The organism is Pseudomonas sp. IPO3747, assembly GCF_013385245.1.
Taxonomy (GTDB): Bacteria; Pseudomonadota; Gammaproteobacteria; order Pseudomonadales; family Pseudomonadaceae; genus Aquipseudomonas; species Aquipseudomonas edaphica.
Genome location: NZ_JACAQL010000009.1, coordinates 444,362 through 464,043, shown reverse-complemented (window position 1 = coordinate 464,043; position 19,682 = coordinate 444,362). Strand labels below are relative to the sequence as shown.

The window sequence follows — 19,682 nt, the reverse complement described above, 5'->3', positions numbered from 1 at the left end:
TCAGGCGTTACCTGGCTCAGCGTCACCCTGTTCATCACCTGCTGCGCTAGGCAGACGGATTGGACGAACTGGAACGACTGTCGAGATAGCGTGCTTGTAAACCATCTGGCTGACGGTGTTTTTCAGCAGGATCACGAACTGGTCGAACGACTCGATCGTGCCTTGCAGCTTGATACCGTTAACCAGGTAGATGGAAACCCCAACTTTCTCTTTACGTAAAGTATTCAAGTAAGGGTCTTGTAGCGAATGCCCTTTTGACATGTGCCGCACTCCTTTAAGGATCAATAATAAAATTCGGAAAATAGATAGCTTATGGCCGTCACACCCCCAAGGATAGACGGCAATTGCAAGGACTCAGCTCAATATGGAGACCGATCCCAAGTATTTCAAGGCGCGCGACAGATTGTCGCTGTCCAGGCTGTCCAACCAGTGCAACTCGCTCCAGCTGCGCAGCCAGGTGAACTGGCGCTTCGCCAATTGGCGCGTGGCAATGATGCCGCGCTCCTGCATTTCGGCTGACGTCAGCTTGCCATCCAGGTGTTCCCAGACTTGGCGGTAGCCTACAGCACGTATCGAAGGCAACCCGGCATGCAGGTCACCTCTGGAACGCAGTGCTACGACCTCGTCCACAAACCCCTGTTCCAACATAATTGTGAATCTTTGTGCAATTCGTTCATGCAACACCTGGCGATTTGCCGGAGCAATGGCCAGATTCGCCACAGTATAGGGCAATTGTGACTGTCCAGATGCGCCTGCATCAGCACTTTGCGCAGTTTGTTTCAGCCTGTGTTCAGTCATGGTCTGGCCGCTCACCCGCCAGACTTCCAGGGCGCGACTGAGGCGCTGGGGGTCATTGGGGTGAATGCGCGCAGCGGAGACCGGGTCGACTGCCGCCAACTGGTCGTGCAGGGCTTGCCAGCCAAGGCGTGCAGCCTCTTCTTCAATTTCGCCACGCACCTGGGCGTCGGCCGCAGGCATATCCGCCAAGCCTTCCTGCAAAGCCTTGTAATAGAGCATCGTACCGCCCACCAGCAGCGGAATATTGCCCCGCGCGGTGATTTCGGCCATGGCGGCCAGGGCATCGGCACGGAAATCGGCGGCGGAATAGCTCTCGGCCGGGTCGATGATGTCAATCAACCGGTGCGGATACTGTGCCAACAGTTCTTTTGAAGGCTTGGCCGTGCCGATGTCCATGTCCCGGTAAACCAGGGCAGAGTCGACGCTGATCAGCTCGCAGGGCAGCACTTTGGTCAGCTCGATGGCCAGGTCGGTCTTGCCGGCGGCCGTAGGGCCCATCAGGAAGATGGCGGGGGGCAAGGCACTCATCAACGGCCGCGCAAGAACAGTTTGTCCAAGTCGTCCAGGCCCATTTGGGTCCAGGTCGGTCGGCCATGGTTGCATTGCCCGCTGCGCTCGGTGTTCTCCATGTCGCGCAGCAAACCGTTCATTTCCGGCAACGCCAGGCGGCGGTTGGCGCGGATTGCACCGTGGCAGGCCATGGTACCGAGCAGTTCGTTGATATGTGCCTGGATGCGGTCGCTGGTGCCGTATTCCATCAGGTCGGCCAGCACGTCGGCGACCAGGCGGTTGGCTTCGGCTTGCTTGAGCAAGGCGGGAATCTGGCGAATAGCCAGGGTTTCCGGGCCCAGGCGTTGCAGTTCGAAGCCCAGCTTCTGGAACACGCTGTGGTGTTCCTCGGCGCAATCGGCCTCACGCTGGCTTACAGCCAGGGATTCCGGCACCAACAACGGCTGGCCGCTCAGACCTTCACTGGCCATGGCGATCTTCAAGCGCTCGTACATGATCCGTTCGTGGGCGGCATGCATGTCCACCAGTACCAGGCCGTGGGCGTTTTCGGACAGGATATAAATGCCCTTGAGCTGCGCCAGCGCATAACCCAAAGGCGGAATATCACCGCCGCCCTCAGGCAACGCCACAGCGCCCGGCTCAGCCCCCGGCAGCGGTGCAAAAAATTCGCGATAGGCCGCCTGGGCCTCGGCTACCGGCACAGTCGACTGCGGGCGTGGCGTGTATTGGTACTGATAACCCGCGCCCGCACCGGACCCCGGCGCGGTGTAGGAAGGCTGCGGCTGCGGCGATTGCAGCAGGTTGGCCGCCAGGCTCATTTCACCCTGAGGCCCGAACTCGCCGGCCTCCGGACCGCTGGGCCTGACCACCGCCGTCACAATCGGCGCTGACAACTGATCATCCGGGCGCACATCGCCCAAGGCGCGGTGCAACGTGCCGTAGAGGAAGTCATGCACCATGCGCCCGTCACGGAAGCGCACTTCGTGCTTGGTCGGGTGCACGTTGACGTCGACCACCGACGGGTCGACTTCAAAGAACAGCACAAACGTCGGGTGCCGCCCGTTGAACAGCACATCGCGATACGCCTGGCGCACCGCGTGGGCCACCAGTTTGTCGCGTACCGCACGGCCATTCACAAAGAAATACTGCAAATCCGCCTGGCTGCGGGAGAAGGTCGGCAAACCGACCCAGCCCCACAGGCGCAAGCCATTGCGCTCGATTTCAATCGGCAGCGCCTGCTCAAGGAAGCCTGCGCCGCAGATCGCCGAGACCCGCCGAGCGCGCGCGGCGTCGTCATGGGCTTCGTGCAGGCTGAGGATGGTTTTGCCGTTGTGGCGTAAATGGAACGCCACATCAAAACGCGCCAACGCCAGGCGCTTGATGACTTCTTGCAGGTGATCGAATTCGGTTTTTTCAGCCTTGAGGAACTTGCGTCGCGCGGGCGTGTTGAAAAACAGGTCGCGAACTTCAACCGACGTCCCCACCGGGTGCGCGGCCGGCTGCACACGAGGCGCCATGTCACGGCCTTCGGTTTCCACCTGCCAGGCTTGCTCGGCGCTGCGGGTGCGCGAAGTCAGGGTCAGGCGTGCTACGGAGCTGATGGACGCCAATGCCTCACCGCGAAAACCCAGGCTCATTACCCGCTCAAGGTCTTCAAGGTCGCGAATCTTGCTGGTGGCGTGACGAGCCAGGGCCAGCGGCAGGTCATCCGAGGAAATCCCGCTGCCGTCGTCGCGGACCCGCAGCAGCTTGACGCCGCCCTGCTCCACATCGACATCAATGCGCTTGGCACCGGAGTCGATACTGTTTTCCAGCAATTCCTTGATCACCGACGCCGGGCGCTCAACCACCTCACCCGCAGCAATCTGGTTGGCGAGGCGCGGGCTGAGCAGTTCGATGCGCGAGCCACTGTTCAATAAGGAGTCGCTCATTACTGCGCCGCCAATTCAGTGCCAGGGATGGTCAACACCTGACCGACTTTCAATTCATCGGTCTTCAGGTTGTTGGCGCTGCGCAAGGTCGCGGCAGATACCTGGAAACGCACGGCCAGCATGGCCAGCGTGTCGCCGGGTTGCACGCGATGGTCACGCGGGCCTTGGGCGATTTTGCCGGAATCACGCAGCCAGGCAATGTAGGTACCCGGCGGCGGGTTCTGCTGGAAGAACTGGCGAATACCGGCGCTGATCGAACGCGCCAGCGCCTGCTGGTGGTTGGCGCTGGCCAGCTTCGAGGCTTCGTTGGAGTTGGAGATAAACCCGGTTTCCACCAGGATCGACGGGATATCCGGCGACTTCAACACCATGAACCCAGCCTGCTCCACGCGCTGTTTGTGCAGGGACGTCACGCGGCCAATGTTGCTGAGGACTTTTTGGCCGACGTTCAAGCTGGAGGTCAGCGAAGCGGTCATCGACAGGTCGAGCAGTACACCAGCGAGCATTTTGTCCTTGTCGTCGAGGGACACGTTGCCGGCCCCGCCGATCAGGTCGGAACGGTTTTCACTGTCGGCCAGCCAGCGTGCGGTCTCGGACGTGGCGCCACGATCCGACAAGGCAAACACCGAGGCACCGAAGGCAGCGGTTGATGGCGCGGCGTCGGCATGGATCGACACAAACAGGTCTGCACCCTTCTTGCGGGCGATTTCGGTACGGCCACGCAGCGGGATGAAGTAATCGCCGGTACGGGTCAGCTCGGCGCGATAGCCTTTCATGCCATTGACCTGGCGCTGCAGTTCACGGGCGATGGCCAGTACCACATCTTTTTCATGCTGGCCGCGCGAGCCGGAGGCGCCCGGGTCTTCGCCGCCGTGGCCGGCGTCGATCACAACAATAATGTCGCGCTTGCCCGCAGGCGCAGGTGGTGGCGGCGGCAACTTGACCTGCGGCTGCGACGGGTTGACCGGCACGGCCGGAACAGTCGCAACGCTTGGGGTTGGCGCAGGCGGCGGTGCAGCGTCGGCGGCGTTGTCGAACAGGTCGACCACCAACCGATTGCCGTATTGGGCATTAGGCGCCAGCACAAAGCTTTTCGGGGTCACGGCCTTCTTCAGGTCGATGACCACACGCAGGTCCGTCGGCGTGCGCTGGGCCGAGCGCATCGCGGTGATCGGGGTATTGGCGGTTGAGACTTTCAGCGGCGCGCCGAGGGTGGCGCCGTTGATGTCGATCACCAGGCGATCGGGCGCCGTCAGGGTAAAGACGCTGTGCTGGACCGGGCCAGACAGGTCGAACACCAGTCGCGTGTTATCCGGTGCTCGCCACAGGCGAACACTTTTCACCTGTGAAGCAGCCAGAGCATTGAAAGTCATTGCCGCAAGCAACACCCCTACGACAGCAACCATCGCGCGAAAGCGCATACCTAACCCCACCAATTTTATTTGAATTCCAATGCCAGGGCCGCGCACCAAGACTGGCCGCGCGCACTCTGGGGCAACAACTTCAGCTGACGTCCATGCTCATGCGGCGTAATGGTAATGGTCAGGTCCGGCTTTGGCAAAAAGCCTGTGCCTTTATCTGGCCACTCGATCAAGCACAGTGCGTCTTCATCGAAGTAATCACGGATACCCATGTACTCCAGTTCTTCAGGGTCGACCAGCCGATACAGGTCGAAATGGAAGGCGCGAACTGCACCGATCTCGTAGGGTTCGACCAAGGTGAACGTCGGGCTTTTTACCGCGCCTGTGTGGCCCAACCCACGAATTATCCCTCGCGACAGCGTGGTTTTGCCCGCGCCCAGGTCCCCTTCAAGGAATATCAGTCCTGCGCCAGCCGTAACCTGTGCAATACGCTGACCCAACGCAACCATGGCGTCTTCATCAGCCAGAAAAAGGCTTACTTCAGGCACGGCGACTGCTCCTCCAGCAATTGACGAATGGCAGGTATCAGGTCGCTGGCGGCCAGGCCGCGACCATAAGTGCCTTGGCGATCCCCCGCCGTGGCGTGCAACCACACGGCCAGGCAACTTGCCTCATAGGCGGGCATGCCCTGGGCCAGCAATGCACCCACCAAGCCGCTCAGCACATCACCCAAACCGGCCGTCGCCATCGCCGGGTGACCTTGGTCACAGCGCGAAACACGGCCGTCCGGGCTGGCAATCAAACTGCCAGCACCCTTGAGGATAGCCACTGCATTGAATTTCTGGCTTAACGCGCGCGCCACGTTAAGGCGATCGGCCTGAACCGCGGCTGTCGTGATGCCCATCAACCGCGCCGCCTCGCCGGGATGCGGCGTGATCACGCTGTTGGCCGGCAGGCTTACACCGCCTGCGGCCAACTGGTTCAAGGCGTCAGCATCCCAAACTTGCGGCTGCTGGGCGTTGGCGGCAACCGACAACAGGCTTTTGCCCCAGGACGCTGCGCCCAGGCCAGGACCGATAACGATCACCGAGATTTTTTCCAGCAGCCCCATCAACTGATTGGCCGAACTGACGCCGACGGTCATCACCTCCGGCAAGCGTGCGAGTGCAGCCGGCACGTGTTCCGGGCGAGTCGCCAACGAAACCATGCCTGCGCCACTGCGCAAGGCGCTTTCGGCGCTGAGCAGCCCGGCACCGCCAAAGCCATGGTCGCCGCCGATGACCAGCAGGTGACCGAACTGGCCTTTATGGGCGTCCGGGGAACGTGCAGCCAGTTGCGGCAAATGGCCGTGCAACAGCGGCTGTACGTCGGTAATTGTGTGTTTTGTCTGCGGCATGCGTCTTCAAGCTCCGATGTCTGGCAGAATTATACGCATCTAACCTGTGGTTTCCCGTGTCTCATGCCTGCAATTACTTCCGATCTGCCCGCCCTCGCCCAATCGATCAAAGACTGGGGCCGCGAGCTGGGCTTTCAACAAGTCGGCATCAGCGGCCTGGACCTGGCCGAGCATGAGCAGCACCTGCAACGCTGGCTCGACGCGGGCTACCACGGCGAGATGGAATACATGGGCGCCCATGGCAGCAAACGTTCGCACCCCGATGAACTGGTGCCGGGCACGCTGCGTGTGGTGTCGCTGCGCATGGATTATCTGCCAGGCGACACGCAAATGGCGCAGTTGCTGGCCAAGCCAGAAAAAGCCTACATCTCCCGTTACGCCTTGGGCCGCGATTACCACAAGCTGATCCGCAAGCGCGTGCAACAACTGGCCGACCGTATCCAGGCACAGATCGGCCCGTTCGGCTTTCGCGCCTTTGTCGACAGCGCGCCCGTTTTGGAAAAAGCCATTGCCGAACAAGCTGGCCTCGGCTGGATCGGCAAAAACACCCTGGTACTCAATCGCAAGGCCGGCAGCTATTTCTTTTTAAGCGAACTGTTTGTCGATTTGCCGTTGCCCGTGGACGCGCCTCACGTCACCGAGCATTGCGGCCGCTGCACCGCATGCCTGGATATCTGCCCCACCAATGCCTTCGTCGGCCCTTATGTGCTCGACGCGCGGCGCTGCATTTCCTACCTGACCATCGAGCTCAAGAGTGCGATCCCCGAGGACCTGCGCCCACTGATCGGCAATCGGGTATTCGGCTGCGATGACTGTCAGATCGTTTGCCCCTGGAATCGTTTCGCCCGATCCACGGCCGAAAGCGATTTCAAGCCACGGCACAATCTGGATAACGCAGAACTGGCCGAATTGTTTATGTGGGACGAGGATAAATTCCTCAGCAACACAGAAGGCTCGCCCCTGCGTCGTGCCGGGTATGAGCGCTGGCTGCGCAACCTGGCAGTGGGCCTGGGCAACGCGCCGTCAAGCATTCCGGTACTCGAAGCCTTGAAAGCACGTCGCGATTATCCGTCCGAACTGGTGCGCGAACATGTGGAATGGGCGCTGAACCAGCACGCTACGCGCTAGTGCACGTCGTCGTTGTAGACGAACTTGGGCATTTCCCAGTGAAAACGTATCGCCAGCAGCCGCAATAAAAAGCCGCTGAACAAAGTCAGCAGAATCGCCTGCTCGCTGGGCAGTTGCAGATACAGGCACAGCATGTAGAACCAGGCCGCGAGGAACGACACACTGGCGTACAGCTCGCGGCGAAAGATCAGCGGGATGTCGTTACAGAAGATATCGCGCAGGATGCCGCCGAATACGCCCGTGATCACGCCGCTGACTGAAGCCACCAGCATGCCGTGACCCATTTCCAAAGCAGTCATGCAGCCGATCAGGGTAAACGCCACCAGGCCCAAGGCGTCCAGCGCCAGGAACAGCGAGCGCAGACGGCGCATCAGCGGTGCAATAAAGATCGTCACCAGCGCGGCGATCGAGGTCAGCACCAGGTATTCCGGGTGTTTGACCCACGTCAGCGGGTAATGCCCCAACAGTACATCGCGCACCGAACCGCCGCCCAGCGCCGTGACGCAGGCGATCAGCACCACGCCAAACCAGTCCATCCCACGGCGCCCGGCGGACAGCGCGCCGGTCATGGCTTCGGCGGTGATGGCGATGAGGTAGAGCATCAACAGCATGATGGCGATCCTTGCGAATAGGCGCGCATTCTAATCATTGGGTGATGGCACCAAAAGGGGGCGCATGGCGAAAGACCGTATCGACAGCATCGCAGGCAAGCCAGCTCCCACATTTGAATGTGTTCACAAGTCAAAGTGTGGGAGCTGGCTTGCCTGCGATAGGGCCTGGTATCTACACAACTTGAAGGCATCCAGATTTCCCTGTGGCGAGCAGGCTTGCCCTGCGTTGGGCTGCGAAGCGGCCCCAGTAAAGACACTGCAATTTTCCTGAAAGAACTCAGCGTCTGGATTTGGGGCTGCTTCGCAGCCCAACGCAGGGCAAGCCTGCTCGCCACAACAGCCCACTTACCACAGACTTTGTTTCAACCGGCTGCGTAGACACCAATGCTGCAATGGGGCCAGAGCAGGCGCCACAGATTCAAGCCTTGATGAAATGCTTGCGGTAATGCTGCAACTCGGCGATCGACTCGCGAATGTCATCCAGCGCCAAATGCGTGCTGCCTTTGTGGAAGCTGTCCTTGACCTCCGGCGCCCAGCGCGCCGCCAGCTCTTTGAGTGTGGACACGTCCAGGTTGCGATAGTGGAAGTAGCTTTCCAGCCCCTTCATGTGCCTATAAAGGAAGCGACGATCCTGGCAGATGCTGTTGCCGCAGATCGGCGACTTGCCCTTGGGCACCCACTTTACCAGGAAGGCGATGGTTTCAGCTTCGGCCTCAGCCATGCTGATGCGGCTGTCGCGCACGCGCTGGGTCAGGCCGGAATTGCCGTGGGTGCGGGTGTTCCACTCGTCCATGGTGGCCAGTACAGCGTCGCTGTGATGGATGGCGATCACCGGACCTTCGGCCAAGGTGTTGAGGTTGCTGTCGGTGACAATGGTCGCCATCTCGATGATGACGTCGGTGTCGGGGTTCAGACCGGTCATTTCCAGATCGATCCAAATCAGGTTCTGTGGGTTTTGCATGGCTTGATTCTCTTGGCCCTTGGCTTAGCTGCGCAGTTTAGCAGGCGGGGGCGTGCTAGACTCGCGACCGTTTTACCCAACCTTTGCATTATCGACACGGAACACCAATGGCCAAACGCCAGCTCAATCGCCGCCAAAACTGGCGCATCGAAAAGATTCAAGGCGAACGCGCCGCTCGCGCCGCCAAACGTGAATCCTCCGCCGTGGAAGCGCTCGAGGGCGGCGACCTGGGGCCTGAACAAACGGGCCTGGTGATCGCGCACTTTGGTGTGCAGGTCGAAGTCGAGGCGCTCGAGGGCGAACTCGCAGGCTCGGTGTCGCGCTGCCACCTGCGCGCCAACCTGCCTGCGCTGGTCACCGGCGACAAGGTCGTGTGGCGTGCCGGCAACCAGGGCATCGGCGTGATCGTCGCCCAATTGCCGCGCACCACCGAACTACGCCGCCCCGACAGTCGTGGCCAGCTCAAGCCAGTGGCGGCCAACGTTGACATGATCGTGATCGTGTTCGCACCGCTGCCCGAGCCGCATGCCAACCTGATCGACCGCTACCTGGTCGCAGCCGAGCATGCCGGCATTCGCCCGCTGCTGCTGCTGAACAAATTCGACCTGATCGACGAGCAGAACGCCCCGGCGCTCAACGCGTTGCTGGCGGTCTACCGCACCCTGGGTTACCCGGTGCTGGAAGTGTCGGCGCATCACGGCAATGGCATGGAACAACTGCAACAGCAGTTGGACGGGCGCATCAGTGTGTTCGTCGGCCAGTCTGGCGTGGGCAAGTCATCGCTGGTCAACAGCCTGCTGCCGGAAGTCGACACCCGTGTCGGCCCGCTGTCGGAACTGTCCGGCCAGGGTACCCACACCACCACCACCGCGCGGTTGTTCCACTTCCCCGGCGGCGGTGAGTTGATCGACTCCCCAGGCATCCGTGAATTCGGCCTCGGCCACGTCAGCCGCAGCGATGTGGAAGCGGGCTTCATCGAGTTCAACGACCTGATCGGCACCTGCCGCTTCCGCGACTGCAAACACGACCGCGAGCCGGGTTGTGCGTTGCTCAAGGCCCTCGAAGATGGGCGCGTGCAGCAGCAGCGGATGAACAGCTACCGGTCGATTATTGCGAGCTTGCCGGAGAGCAGCTACTAACGATCCACTTCTTGATACACATAAACCAGTGTACTGAAGCCCCTAGTCCATTGATTTAATAGGAGCAGGCATCAAGGACCCGGACCAACTGGGTGGCTCATACGCACAAGCCAGCTTGTATTCGGATTTCTCGATGCGCATAATTGCTCCGTCACCAGCGAAAGCTGGCAGGAGTCTGGATCCTTTTCGGGGTTGATCCAGCGGCGCAGAAGGGGCGAAGCAAGCTCCACTGCGCGTCGAATGAAGCCGCCTTCGGGCGGCTTTGCTTTTTGTGGGCCATTAACAACTGCACAGAAAGACTCGCTCCAAGGGCCGGGAGTACTTCGTGCCGCGCCTGTGCGTGGAGGACATGCGAGGTGTCATCAGCGGCGTCAAAGCCTACCTTCCTCTCTGAACACAAATGAAAACGCCCCGACATAGTCGGGGCGTTTTCATTTACAACCAACAAAGACCGCTTACGAACCCGGCGTTGGCGCAGGCGCCGTAGGGTCTTTCACCCCGCCGTCATCAAACAGGTTCAGCTTCTGCCGCAGCTCATGGGCCGGCAGCGGCTCCTGCCCTGGCGGAATAGCATTCGGATCTGCCGGCACTTCACCCGGAGCGCCTTCGCCCTGGGTCGGCGCCGCAGGTGGCGGCTGATCACCTTCAATCGCACGCTGGGCTTTTTTAGTCAGCACCACGATATCGATACGGCGGTTGATCGGGTTGAACGGGTCTTTAGGGTCAAACAACTGCGAGGACGCAAACCCCACCACGCGCGCCACTTGCGGGTCGGGATAGCTGCCCGCCACCAGCGCACGACGGGCGGCATTGGCGCGGTTGGCCGAAAGCTCCCAGTTGCCGAAGTCGCCTTGGCCCGCATAGGGCTTGGCGTCGGTATGACCGCTGATGCTGATCTTGTTCGGCACCGCCTTGATGGTGTCGGCCATGGCCAGCAGGATATCTTCGAAGTACGGCTTCAAGCGCGCACTGCCGGAGTCGAACATCGGCCGATTGGCCGCATCGGTGATCTGGATGCGCAAGCCTTCGGGGGTGATCTCGAAGGAAATCTGATCCTTGAACTTCAGCAGCTGCGGGTTTTCTTCGACCTTGGTCTGCAGTTCCTGCAGCAACAACTCCAGGCGCTCTTTCTCGACCTGCTCGGCCATGCTCTCGACGGTGTCGCGCTCGATCGGGATATTTTCCTGCGGCGACTCGGTCTTGACCTCGGGGTTGATGGTGCGCTCAGGCGCCAGTTGCGGTGAGCCGCCCAGGTCGATCACGAAGGGCGTGCCGCTTTCCGAAAAACCAATCGGGTCTTTGAAGTAACCGGCAATGGCGATCTTCTGCTCGGGCGTGGCGGTCGACATCAGCCACAGCACCAGGAAGAACGCCATCATCGCCGTGGCAAAGTCGGCGAAGGCGATTTTCCAGGCGCCGCCATGGTGCCCCGCAGCGAAGCGCTTGACGCGCTTGATGATTATCGGCTGGTTGTTTTCCATGACTTAGCGACCGCGAACCGCTTGTTCCAGCTCGGCAAAACTTGGGCGATGTTTCGGGTACAGCACCTTGCGCCCGAACTCCACCGCCAGCGATGGCGGCATGCCGGACGCCGAAGCCACCAGGCAGGCCTTGATCGCTTCGTACAAATTCACTTCTTCCTTGGCATCGTGGGCCAGGGACGTGGCCAGTGGGCCGAAGAAACCGTAGGCCGCGAGGATACCGAAGAAGGTACCGACGAGGGCCGCGCCCACGTGCATGCCGATAGCCTTCTGGTCGCCCTCACCCAGGGATGCCATGGTCACCACAATGCCCAGTACCGCCGCAACGATACCAAAACCGGGCATGCCGTCAGCGACGCCGGTCACGGCGTGGGAAGGATGTTCCAGCTCTTCCTTCAGGCTGAACAGCTCCATGTCGAACAGCCCTTCGAGCTCGTGCGGGGCCATGTTGCCGGAGGACATGATGCGCAGGTAGTCACAGATGTAGGCGGTCATGCGCTCATCTTTGAGCACGGCCGGGTACTTGGCGAAAATCGGGCTGGCGGCAGCGTCTTCGATGTCGCCTTCGATGGCCATCATGCCTTCGCGGCGGCTCTTGTTGAGGATCTCGTAGATCAGCCCCAGCACTTCAAGATAGAACGTGTGAGAGAAGCGTGAGCTGAACATGCCCAGCGACTTTTTGATCACGTGCATGGTCATGTAGCCGGGGTTGGCCTGCAGGAAAGCACCAAACGCGGCGCCGCCGATGATCAGCACTTCGAAGGGCTGGATCAGCGCGGCAATTTTACCGTGGGACAGGACGTACCCACCGAGCACACTTGCGATGACGACGATGATGCCGATAATTTTAGCCATAGGAGATTGGTACTTGCGCCGTCGGGTTCATGGACATAGTGGGTGCTGCAGAAAACTCTTGTTCTACTTATCGGCAAAACTGCGCCAGACTATAGCCCGTTAAGGCGAAAAGCCAATTCGGCCCGTTCCGGGCGTGTAGAACGCAAGTGATGATCGCGCCCCAATCATGGCAAACGAAACGACAGTTCCAAATACAAAACCCACCACCCTCGCCGCTTGGATCAAGCGCCTGGACGATGTGCTGCTGCCTGTTCCTCAGGCTAGTCACGAACGCGTGTGCAAGGCCATCCGCGACAGCCGCAGTTCATTGCGAGATATTGCCGAGCTGATGCAAAACAGCCCGGCACTGGTGCTCAGTGTGATGCGCGAGGCCAACAGCCAGGCGCACGGCAGCCTGTCGGGGCCGGCGGAAAACCTCGAAGTGGCGCTGAACCGCCTGGGTCTCAAACGCGCCGAAGAATTGCTCGCGCGCCTGCCCTCGGTGCCGGAAAAAGACATCCCGGTGGCTTTGCGCCAACTGCTGCTGATAAGCCAGCACGCCTCACAGCAAGCCAACGGTTTGTTCGCCAGCCGCCTGGCGCGGCTGTGGCAAGACATCCATTGGGGCAGCCTGCTGTTTCTGTCGCCGCTGTGGCCGCTGGCCGTGGCCTACCCCAAACTCCTGGAAGAATGGGAACTGCGGGTCATCCACAAAGGCCAGTCGGCGCACAAGGTCGAGCAGGAACTGTTCGGTGTACGCCTGCTCGACTTGTGCCTTGGCCTGACCGAAGCCTGGCACCTGCCGATCTGGGTGTCCCAGGGCTACAACCTGCTGCTGACCGAGCAGCGCTTGCTGGTCAAGGCGCTGCACATCGCCCGCGAAGATGACGCGCTGCGCCAGCAGCAACTGCTCGATGCCGAACCCAACCTGCGGCGCTGGTTGAACCAACCCGCCAACACCGTGCTGCTGGCCAACGGCCTGGCGATGTCGGCCCAGGAATCCTGGACCTGCCCGCACACCGAGCGCTGGCAATACCTTACCGCGCTGTACCTGCAAGCGCCGCTGTGTGACGTGCAGCAGCAGGTTCACCAACAAGCGGTCACCAGCGCGCGCACCACCTTGATGCCGGACCTCTGGCACCCGGCGCTGTCGCTGATCTGGCCGTGGCATGTGCAGAAGGTCCATCGCGGCCTGCTGCCCGCACCGCCGCCCACTGCCGAAGCACTGGCCGTGTGGCGCAAGCGCTGCACCGAGTTGCTGGTCGAACCAAGCCGCTTTGCCAACGCCATGCACTTGACCACCTGCGCCAAGGAAGCCTTGGTCGCCAGTGGCATGCAGCGGGTGCTGCTCTTTATGGCCGACCGCGCCCTGAGTACCTTGCGTGTGCATCAGGCCGATGGCTTGCCCAAGGACGCTGCCAACCTGAGCCTCGACGTCGTCAACAGCACACTGCTGCAACGCTTGCTGGAAAAGTCCGCCCAGGTGCGCCTCACGCCAGACAATCACGCGCAATTTTCTGCGCTGCTGCCGCCGATCCTGCGCCGCTGGTTTACCGGTGAACACCTGTTGCTACGCTCTCTGAGCTGCAATGGCCGCGTGGTGATGCTGATGGTCGCCGACCAGGGCGGCGGGCCGTTCTCGGAAACCACCGTGCAGGCTTTTGGCAAAACCGCTCAATGCATCGAGAAAGCGCTGCACAGCTTTACCAACCGCAGCGCCTGATGCTTGCGCTACAATCGCCCTCTTTTATCACCAACATTTGTGCCCAGGAGACCTCACATGCCTGACTTCTCTGGCTTGCCGCTGGTGATCGAGTCCAGCGACCTGCTTGGTCGCCTGGATGCCGAACACTTGATTCTGGTGGACCTCACCAGTGCCGCCCGCTACGCCGAAGGGCATATCCCCGGCGCGCATTTCGTTGACCCCAAGCGCACCCAACTGGGCCAGCCGCCAGCACCCGGCTTGCTGCCGCACAAGGCCGACCTGGAAAAGCTGTTCGGCGAACTGGGCCACACCCCGGACGCCACTTACGTCGTCTATGACGACGAAGGCGGCGGCTGGGCCGGGCGGTTCATCTGGTTGCTCGACGTGATCGGCCACCAGAAGTACCACTACCTGGATGGCGGCCTGCTGGCCTGGCTGGACGAAAAACACCCGGTATCCACCGAAGTGCCCGCCCCGGTTGGCGGCCCGGTCAGCCTCACGCTGCACGACGGCCCCACCGCCACCCGCGAATACCTGCAAAGCCGTCTCGGCGCCGCCGACCTGGGGATCTGGGACGCACGCGGCCCGCTGGAATATTCCGGCGAGAAAGTGCTCGCCGCCAAGGGTGGTCACATCCCCGGCGCCGTCAACTTCGAATGGACTGCCGGTATGGACAAGGCGCGCAACCTGCGTATCCGCCGCGACATGCCGCAGATCCTCGAAGACCTCGGGCTGACCCGCGACAAAGAAATCATCACCCACTGCCAGACTCACCACCGCTCTGGCTTCACCTACCTGGTGGCCAAGGCGCTCGGTTATCCGCGAGTCAAAGGTTATGCCGGTTCCTGGGGCGAATGGGGCAACCACCCCGACACCCCCGTCGAGATTTAAGGTTTAAGGACAGTTATGAAAAAGCAGTTGTTTATCCTCAGCCAGTACTTGCTGCCGCACCACTTGCTGTCGCGCCTGGCCGGCTGCATTGCCGAGTGCCGCGTGCGCTGGTTCAAGAATGCCTTCACGGCGTGGTTCGCCAAGCGCTATCAAGTGGACATGTCCCAGGCGCTGGTCGAAGACCTCACCGCCTACGAGCACTTCAATGCCTTCTTTACCCGCGCCCTGAAAGACGGCGCCCGCCCGCTGGATGAAACTCCAGGCGCGGTGCTGAGCCCAGCCGACGGCGCGGTCAGCCAGCTTGGCCCGATTGAACACGGTCGTGTGTTCCAGGCCAAAGGCCATAGCTTTAGCGTGCTGGAATTGCTCGGTGGTGATGCGGCGTTGGCTGCACCGTTCATGGGCGGTGATTTCGCCACTATTTACCTGTCACCGAAGGATTACCACCGCGTACACATGCCTTTGGCCGGTACGCTGCGTGAGATGGTCTACGTGCCGGGCCGGATTTTCTCGGTCAACCAGACCACCGCCGAAAACGTGCCGGAACTGTTTGCGCGCAACGAGCGTGTTGTCTGCCTGTTCGACACCGAACGCGGCCCGATGGCTGTGGTGTTGGTGGGCGCGATGATTGTGGCGTCGATTGAAACCGTATGGGCCGGGCTGGTCACGCCGCCGAAACGCGAGCTGAAAACCTTCCGCTACGACGAAGCCGCACGCGCGCCGATTCACTTGGAGAAAGGTGCTGAACTGGGCCGCTTCAAGCTGGGTTCGACCGCCATCGTGCTGTTCGGGCCGGATCAGGTGAAGTGGGCAGAGGAGTTGGTGGCGGGTACGCCGGTGCAGATGGGCCAGGGTATCGCACTGCCGAAAGCCTGATTTAAAGCTGATGCAAATCAAATGTGGGAGCCGGGCTTGCCCGCGATAGCGGCGTATCAGTCAATACTTCAATGACTGAACTATCGCTATCGCGGGCAAGCCCGGCTCCCACAGTTACTGCAATCTTGCAGTTAGATCGGCTTACAACTGCCCGTCGCGATCGCGAAAGCCCAGCAGATACAACACACCATCCAGCCCCAGCGTCGAAATCGCCTGCTTGGCCGATTGCTTGACCAGCGGCTTGGCACGGAACGCCACACCCAACCCGGCAATCGCCAGCATCGGCAAGTCATTGGCGCCGTCGCCGACCGCAATGGTCTGCTCCAGACGCAAACCTTCCTTGTGGGCCAATTCCTTCAGCAAGTCCGCCTTGCGCTGTGCGTCGACAATCGGCTCGACCGCCACGCCGGTCACTTTGCCATCCACCACTTCCAGCTTGTTGGCAAATACATAGTCAATGCCCAGCTTGGCCTGCAATTGCTTGGCGAAGTAGGTGAAACCGCCCGAGAGAATTGCAGTCTTGTAGCCCAGGCGCTTGAGTTCGGCAAACAAGGTTTCGGCGCCTTCGGTCAGGCGCAGCGAAGCACCGATCGAATCCAACACACTTACGTCCAAGCCCTTGAGCAGTGCCAGGCGCTCCTTGAAGCTGGCGCGAAAATCCAGCTCACCGGCCATGGCGCGCTCGGTGATTTCGGACACCTGCTCGCCCACACCGGCGGCCTTGGCCAACTCGTCGATGACTTCGGCTTCGATCAGCGTGGAATCCATATCGAACACCGCCAGGCGGCGGTTACGGCGGAACAGCGAATCTTCCTGGAAGGCGATGTCGACATTCAGTTCCTGGGCCACGCTGAGGAATTCGGCGCGCAAGGCTTGCGGGTCGGCCGGCTCGCCGCGCACGGAGAACTCGATGCAGCCCTTGCCTTTGTCGGCCGGCGTGTCCAACGGCATACGACCCGACAGACGGTCGATGTGATCGATATTCAAACCATATTGAGCGGTGATCGAGCTGACACGCTGCAATTGTTCGGCGGTTACTTTGCGGGTCAGCAGGGTCACGATGTGGCGCTTTTTACCCTGGCCTTCGACCCAATGCTGGTAATCGGCTTCGGAAACCGGGGTGAAACGCACCTGTTGATCAAGCTTATACGCCGTAAACAGGATGTCTTTGAGCACCGACGAGGCCTGCTCGGTGCTGGGGATTTCCACCAGGATGCCGAACGACAGCGTGTCGTGGATCACCGCTTGGCCGATGTCGAGAATGTTCACACCACCCTGGGCCAGAACACCGGTAATGGCTGCGGTGAGACCCGGGCGGTCTTCGCCGGTGATGTTTATCAGGACAATTTCGCGCAAAGCGCACCCCCAGGCTGGAAAAAAACCGCATTCTACCCACTTTCAGTGACCATCGGGCACAGCGAGCGCTTTGCCGGTTCTAGGCCTGTCGCTATACTGCGCGTCAACTTCACGGACCAAGAGCCGAGCGCAAGTGAACCGGCCCACGCCAGTAAAAACCGATAACTTCTTCCTGCTGATCTTCCGGGCACTGCGCCACCGCCGTGTACCGATCGCATTACGCATCGCCAGCCATAACGTGATCCTGGTCGCTCTGGCCCTGGTGATCTACGCCTGCGTGATGGGTTTGCAGTTCAAGCAGGCCATGCACGAGCAAGCCGACGCCCTGGGCGAGAGCCTGACGACCCAGACCGCCACTTCGGCGACTGAGTTGCTGGTGTCCAACGACATCCTCAGCCTCAACGTGCTGCTCAATAACCTGACCAAGAACCCGCTGGTGGCCCACGCCGCCATCTACAGCGTGGACAACCGGATCATGGCCGAAGCCGGGCAGCGCCCGAAAAACGGCCTGCTGGGTGAAGCCGAAGGTCTGTATTCGAGCAATATTACGTTTCAGGATGTGAAGGCCGGGCAACTGCGCATCAGCCTCGACATGCAGCAATTCCAGCAGCCGATGACCATCAGCCTGCAAAGCATGGGCATCCTCAGCGCGATCCTGCTGGCACTGGCCCTGGCCCTGAGCTTGCGCCTGGGTCGGCATATCTCCACGCCGCTGATGCAACTGCGCATCTGGCTGCGCGATATCGACGAACACACCCCGGCCACCGACCGCCAGGACGAAATCGGCGACCTCGCCCGCCAGCTTCACGCCAGCTTCGCTCCCGAGCCGGTGGTGCCTGAGGTTGAACCCGAGCCTGAGTACGACGACACCGACTACGACGACGAGCCCGAGTTTGAAGTGCGCAACCTGCGTGACCCAGGCTTTGACGAAAGCGCGCCGGTGGCCGCCCTCAAGCCTGCACCACGCCAGGTGATCAAGGCCGAAGAAGACGAACTGGACGATGAAGACCCGTTCGCCGACCTGCGCGACACCTCGGCCGCCGCACCCGTTGTGGCCTCGCAACCTGCGCCGGTAAAAAATACCGAGCCGCAGCACAGCGCCGTACTGGCTGTGCAACTGGGTGCCCAGGACCAACTGCGTCGCCTGCCCCGTGCGCGCCTCACCGAATTGCTGGAGCGCTACCGCGACTGCCTCGACCAGGCTGCGTCGCTCTATCAGAGCGAGCTGCACACCCTGAACGACGGCAGCACGTTGATGCTGTTCCACAGCGAAGACAGCGGCGAAGACTACCTGACCAATGCCATCTGCTGCGGCGAGCTGCTGCGCGCCCTCGGCCATGCCTTGCAGATTGAAGTGGCCGACAGCGGCATTACCTTGCAGCTGCAACTTGGCCTGACCGTCGGAGACGATCTGTTCGGCATGAGCCAGATCGACCTGCTGCTTACCGAGATCGCCCAGGATGCGCTGGCCTTGTCCCAACACAGCCGCAACCTGCTGCTGGTGGAGCGCAAGATCAGTGAAGATGCGCTGATCCGCCAGCGCGCACGAATCCGCCCGATCGCCAGCCCTGAAGGCGCGAGCTGTGTGGAGCGGCTGATGGAGCCGTACCCGTCGATGCTCGAGCGGCAGTTGGCGCGCATGCATGAGACCCGTAACAAGCCCTGACAGCTGATCGTCCCCACGCTCCGCGTGGGAATGCATTCCGTGACGCTCTGCGTCACTGCTGCGCAGTGCTGACGGCGGGACGCGGAGCGTCCCAAGAGGCATTCCCACGCGTAGCGTGGGAACGATCAAATCGTAGACAACAAAAAGGCCCGCTGAGTAAGCGGGCCTTTTGTTTGGGCGCGATTCAGATCAGAACCTGAACACTTCCATATCCGTGCGAATCGGCGTGGCCATCGGCATCTTAGGCTTCTGCGGAGCTGACGGTTTGGCCTGGGACGGCGCTTGCTTGCGCGGCGCCTCGGCCACTGGCGGCTGGTTGGCCAATGGCTTGAGCGCCACCGACAACTGTTGCGCCAGATGCTGCAACAACACGCCCTGGGCCTGGACCTGGGACGCGGTGGTGCCGGTATGTTCTTCCTGCAGGTGCACGATGCGGTTATCGCGCACCTGGCCACGGCGGTCGATCAAGCGCCATTGGGCGTCAAGAATCGCCGGCTGCGAAGTACCCGAGTCAAGCCGCGTGATGGTTAGCAATACCTGCACGTCCGGGGTAAAACCCGCCGGCCCAGGTGCAAGCACCACACGCTGGCTGTCGAGATGGCCAGCCACCTGACGCAACATCAGCTGGTTGATATCGGACGACAAACTGCCCGCCCAACGACCATCGGTGGAACCTTGCAGGCTGCCGTCGTTCTGACGTTGAAGCAGGGTTTCGCGTTGCAGGTAATCAGCAACAACGACCGGGCCAAGCAAAACGGCCATGCCTGCGGTTTGCGCAGGCTGAGCCGGACTTCCGCTGTCCAGCTGGTACAGCGACACCGGTTGGTGTGTGCTGCAACCCGCCAGCCCCAAAAGGCCAGCGAGCATCAAAAATAAAGGAAGGCGTGGAGCAGTCATCATCCCATCCAGGTGGCTGCCACAAGGCGAACCACAATGTAATACTAAAAATAACCTAAACACGCTCGGCCACGCCGGCGCTGGAAAGGCCATATCATCCGTGAATATGCGCCCTGACTCCAGCGCGAAAGCGCCGATCTA

At 61.1% G+C, this 19,682-nt stretch carries 18 protein-coding genes; 6 read left to right on the top strand and 12 right to left on the bottom strand.

Annotated features, from left to right (window positions below):
- The 6 genes from hfq to HX790_RS15215 form a co-directional block, all read right to left on the bottom strand.
- On the bottom strand, positions 1–261 hold the full coding sequence (gene hfq, locus HX790_RS15240) for an RNA chaperone Hfq (RefSeq protein ID WP_003188059.1): 261 nt from the start codon (positions 259–261) through the stop codon (positions 1–3).
- 93 nt (positions 262–354) lie between these two features.
- Positions 355–1,326 carry a tRNA (adenosine(37)-N6)-dimethylallyltransferase MiaA gene (miaA, locus tag HX790_RS15235; protein WP_099548094.1) on the bottom strand — a complete coding sequence of 324 codons (972 nt, stop codon included), beginning with the start codon at positions 1,324–1,326 and terminating at the stop codon, positions 355–357.
- The gene (gene mutL, locus HX790_RS15230) at positions 1,326–3,239 is read right to left on the bottom strand and encodes a DNA mismatch repair endonuclease MutL (protein WP_370589495.1); all 1,914 of its coding nucleotides are present in this window, start codon (positions 3,237–3,239) and stop codon (positions 1,326–1,328) included. Before mutL ends, miaA begins: the two co-directional genes overlap by 1 nt.
- Positions 3,239–4,660 carry an N-acetylmuramoyl-L-alanine amidase gene (locus HX790_RS15225; protein WP_017138465.1) on the bottom strand — a complete coding sequence of 474 codons (1,422 nt, stop codon included), beginning with the start codon at positions 4,658–4,660 and terminating at the stop codon, positions 3,239–3,241. The genes mutL and HX790_RS15225 overlap by 1 nt, the downstream gene beginning before the upstream one ends.
- A 17-nt stretch (positions 4,661–4,677) precedes the next feature.
- Positions 4,678–5,148 (bottom strand): tRNA (adenosine(37)-N6)-threonylcarbamoyltransferase complex ATPase subunit type 1 TsaE, encoded by a 471-nt coding sequence (gene tsaE / locus HX790_RS15220; protein ID WP_017138466.1) that lies wholly within the window; start codon positions 5,146–5,148, stop codon positions 4,678–4,680.
- A complete protein-coding gene (locus HX790_RS15215) occupies positions 5,136–5,996 on the bottom strand; it encodes an NAD(P)H-hydrate dehydratase (RefSeq protein ID WP_017138467.1) in 861 nt (286 codons plus the stop codon). Before HX790_RS15215 ends, tsaE begins: the two co-directional genes overlap by 13 nt.
- Before the next feature lie 63 nt (positions 5,997–6,059).
- On the opposite strand from HX790_RS15215, the gene queG reads away from it, so the two are divergent.
- Entirely contained in the window at positions 6,060–7,124 is a 1,065-nt protein-coding gene (gene queG, locus HX790_RS15210; RefSeq protein ID WP_017138468.1) for a tRNA epoxyqueuosine(34) reductase QueG, read from the top strand.
- Here queG and HX790_RS15205 read toward each other — a convergent pair.
- Positions 7,121–7,738: a trimeric intracellular cation channel family protein gene (locus tag HX790_RS15205; protein WP_169986743.1), complete on the bottom strand. Its 618-nt coding sequence runs from the start codon at positions 7,736–7,738 to the stop codon at positions 7,121–7,123. The genes queG and HX790_RS15205 overlap by 4 nt on opposite strands.
- Before the next feature lie 415 nt (positions 7,739–8,153).
- On the bottom strand, positions 8,154–8,696 hold the full coding sequence (gene orn, locus HX790_RS15200) for an oligoribonuclease (RefSeq protein WP_017138470.1): 543 nt from the start codon (positions 8,694–8,696) through the stop codon (positions 8,154–8,156).
- A gap of 107 nt (positions 8,697–8,803) precedes the next feature.
- Between orn and rsgA the strand changes: the two genes are divergently transcribed.
- On the top strand, positions 8,804–9,835 hold the full coding sequence (rsgA, locus tag HX790_RS15195) for a small ribosomal subunit biogenesis GTPase RsgA (RefSeq protein WP_003171340.1): 1,032 nt from the start codon (positions 8,804–8,806) through the stop codon (positions 9,833–9,835).
- Positions 9,836–10,290: 455 nt separating this feature from the next.
- On the opposite strand, the gene motB is transcribed toward rsgA, so the two are convergent.
- Positions 10,291–11,316 carry a flagellar motor protein MotB gene (gene motB, locus HX790_RS15190; RefSeq protein WP_017138471.1) on the bottom strand — a complete coding sequence of 342 codons (1,026 nt, stop codon included), beginning with the start codon at positions 11,314–11,316 and terminating at the stop codon, positions 10,291–10,293.
- 3 nt (positions 11,317–11,319) lie between these two features.
- A complete protein-coding gene (gene motA, locus HX790_RS15185; RefSeq protein WP_017138472.1) occupies positions 11,320–12,171 on the bottom strand; it encodes a flagellar motor stator protein MotA in 852 nt (283 codons plus the stop codon).
- A gap of 166 nt (positions 12,172–12,337) precedes the next feature.
- Between motA and HX790_RS15180 the strand changes: the two genes are divergently transcribed.
- Genes HX790_RS15180 through asd form a run of 3 tightly spaced genes read left to right on the top strand, consistent with a single transcriptional unit; the run spans position 12,338 to position 15,622 of the window.
- Positions 12,338–13,873: an HDOD domain-containing protein gene (locus tag HX790_RS15180; RefSeq protein WP_017138473.1), complete on the top strand. Its 1,536-nt coding sequence runs from the start codon at positions 12,338–12,340 to the stop codon at positions 13,871–13,873.
- 57 nt (positions 13,874–13,930) lie between these two features.
- Positions 13,931–14,746, top strand: a complete 816-nt coding sequence (gene rhdA / locus HX790_RS15175; protein ID WP_099548090.1) for a thiosulfate sulfurtransferase — start codon at positions 13,931–13,933, stop codon at positions 14,744–14,746.
- A gap of 15 nt (positions 14,747–14,761) precedes the next feature.
- Positions 14,762–15,622: an archaetidylserine decarboxylase gene (gene asd, locus HX790_RS15170; RefSeq protein WP_017138475.1), complete on the top strand. Its 861-nt coding sequence runs from the start codon at positions 14,762–14,764 to the stop codon at positions 15,620–15,622.
- A gap of 141 nt (positions 15,623–15,763) precedes the next feature.
- Here asd and serB read toward each other — a convergent pair whose 3' ends face one another.
- Positions 15,764–16,978 (bottom strand): phosphoserine phosphatase SerB, encoded by a 1,215-nt coding sequence (gene serB / locus HX790_RS15165; protein WP_176991756.1) that lies wholly within the window; start codon positions 16,976–16,978, stop codon positions 15,764–15,766.
- 133 nt (positions 16,979–17,111) lie between these two features.
- Between serB and HX790_RS15160 the strand changes: the two genes are divergently transcribed.
- Positions 17,112–18,644: an AhpA/YtjB family protein gene (locus tag HX790_RS15160; RefSeq protein ID WP_099548089.1), complete on the top strand. Its 1,533-nt coding sequence runs from the start codon at positions 17,112–17,114 to the stop codon at positions 18,642–18,644.
- Positions 18,645–18,833: 189 nt separating this feature from the next.
- Here the strand turns inward: HX790_RS15160 and HX790_RS15155 are convergent, their stop codons facing one another.
- Positions 18,834–19,541: a membrane integrity-associated transporter subunit PqiC gene (locus HX790_RS15155; protein WP_026013799.1), complete on the bottom strand. Its 708-nt coding sequence runs from the start codon at positions 19,539–19,541 to the stop codon at positions 18,834–18,836.
- Positions 19,542–19,682 lie beyond the last annotated feature (141 nt).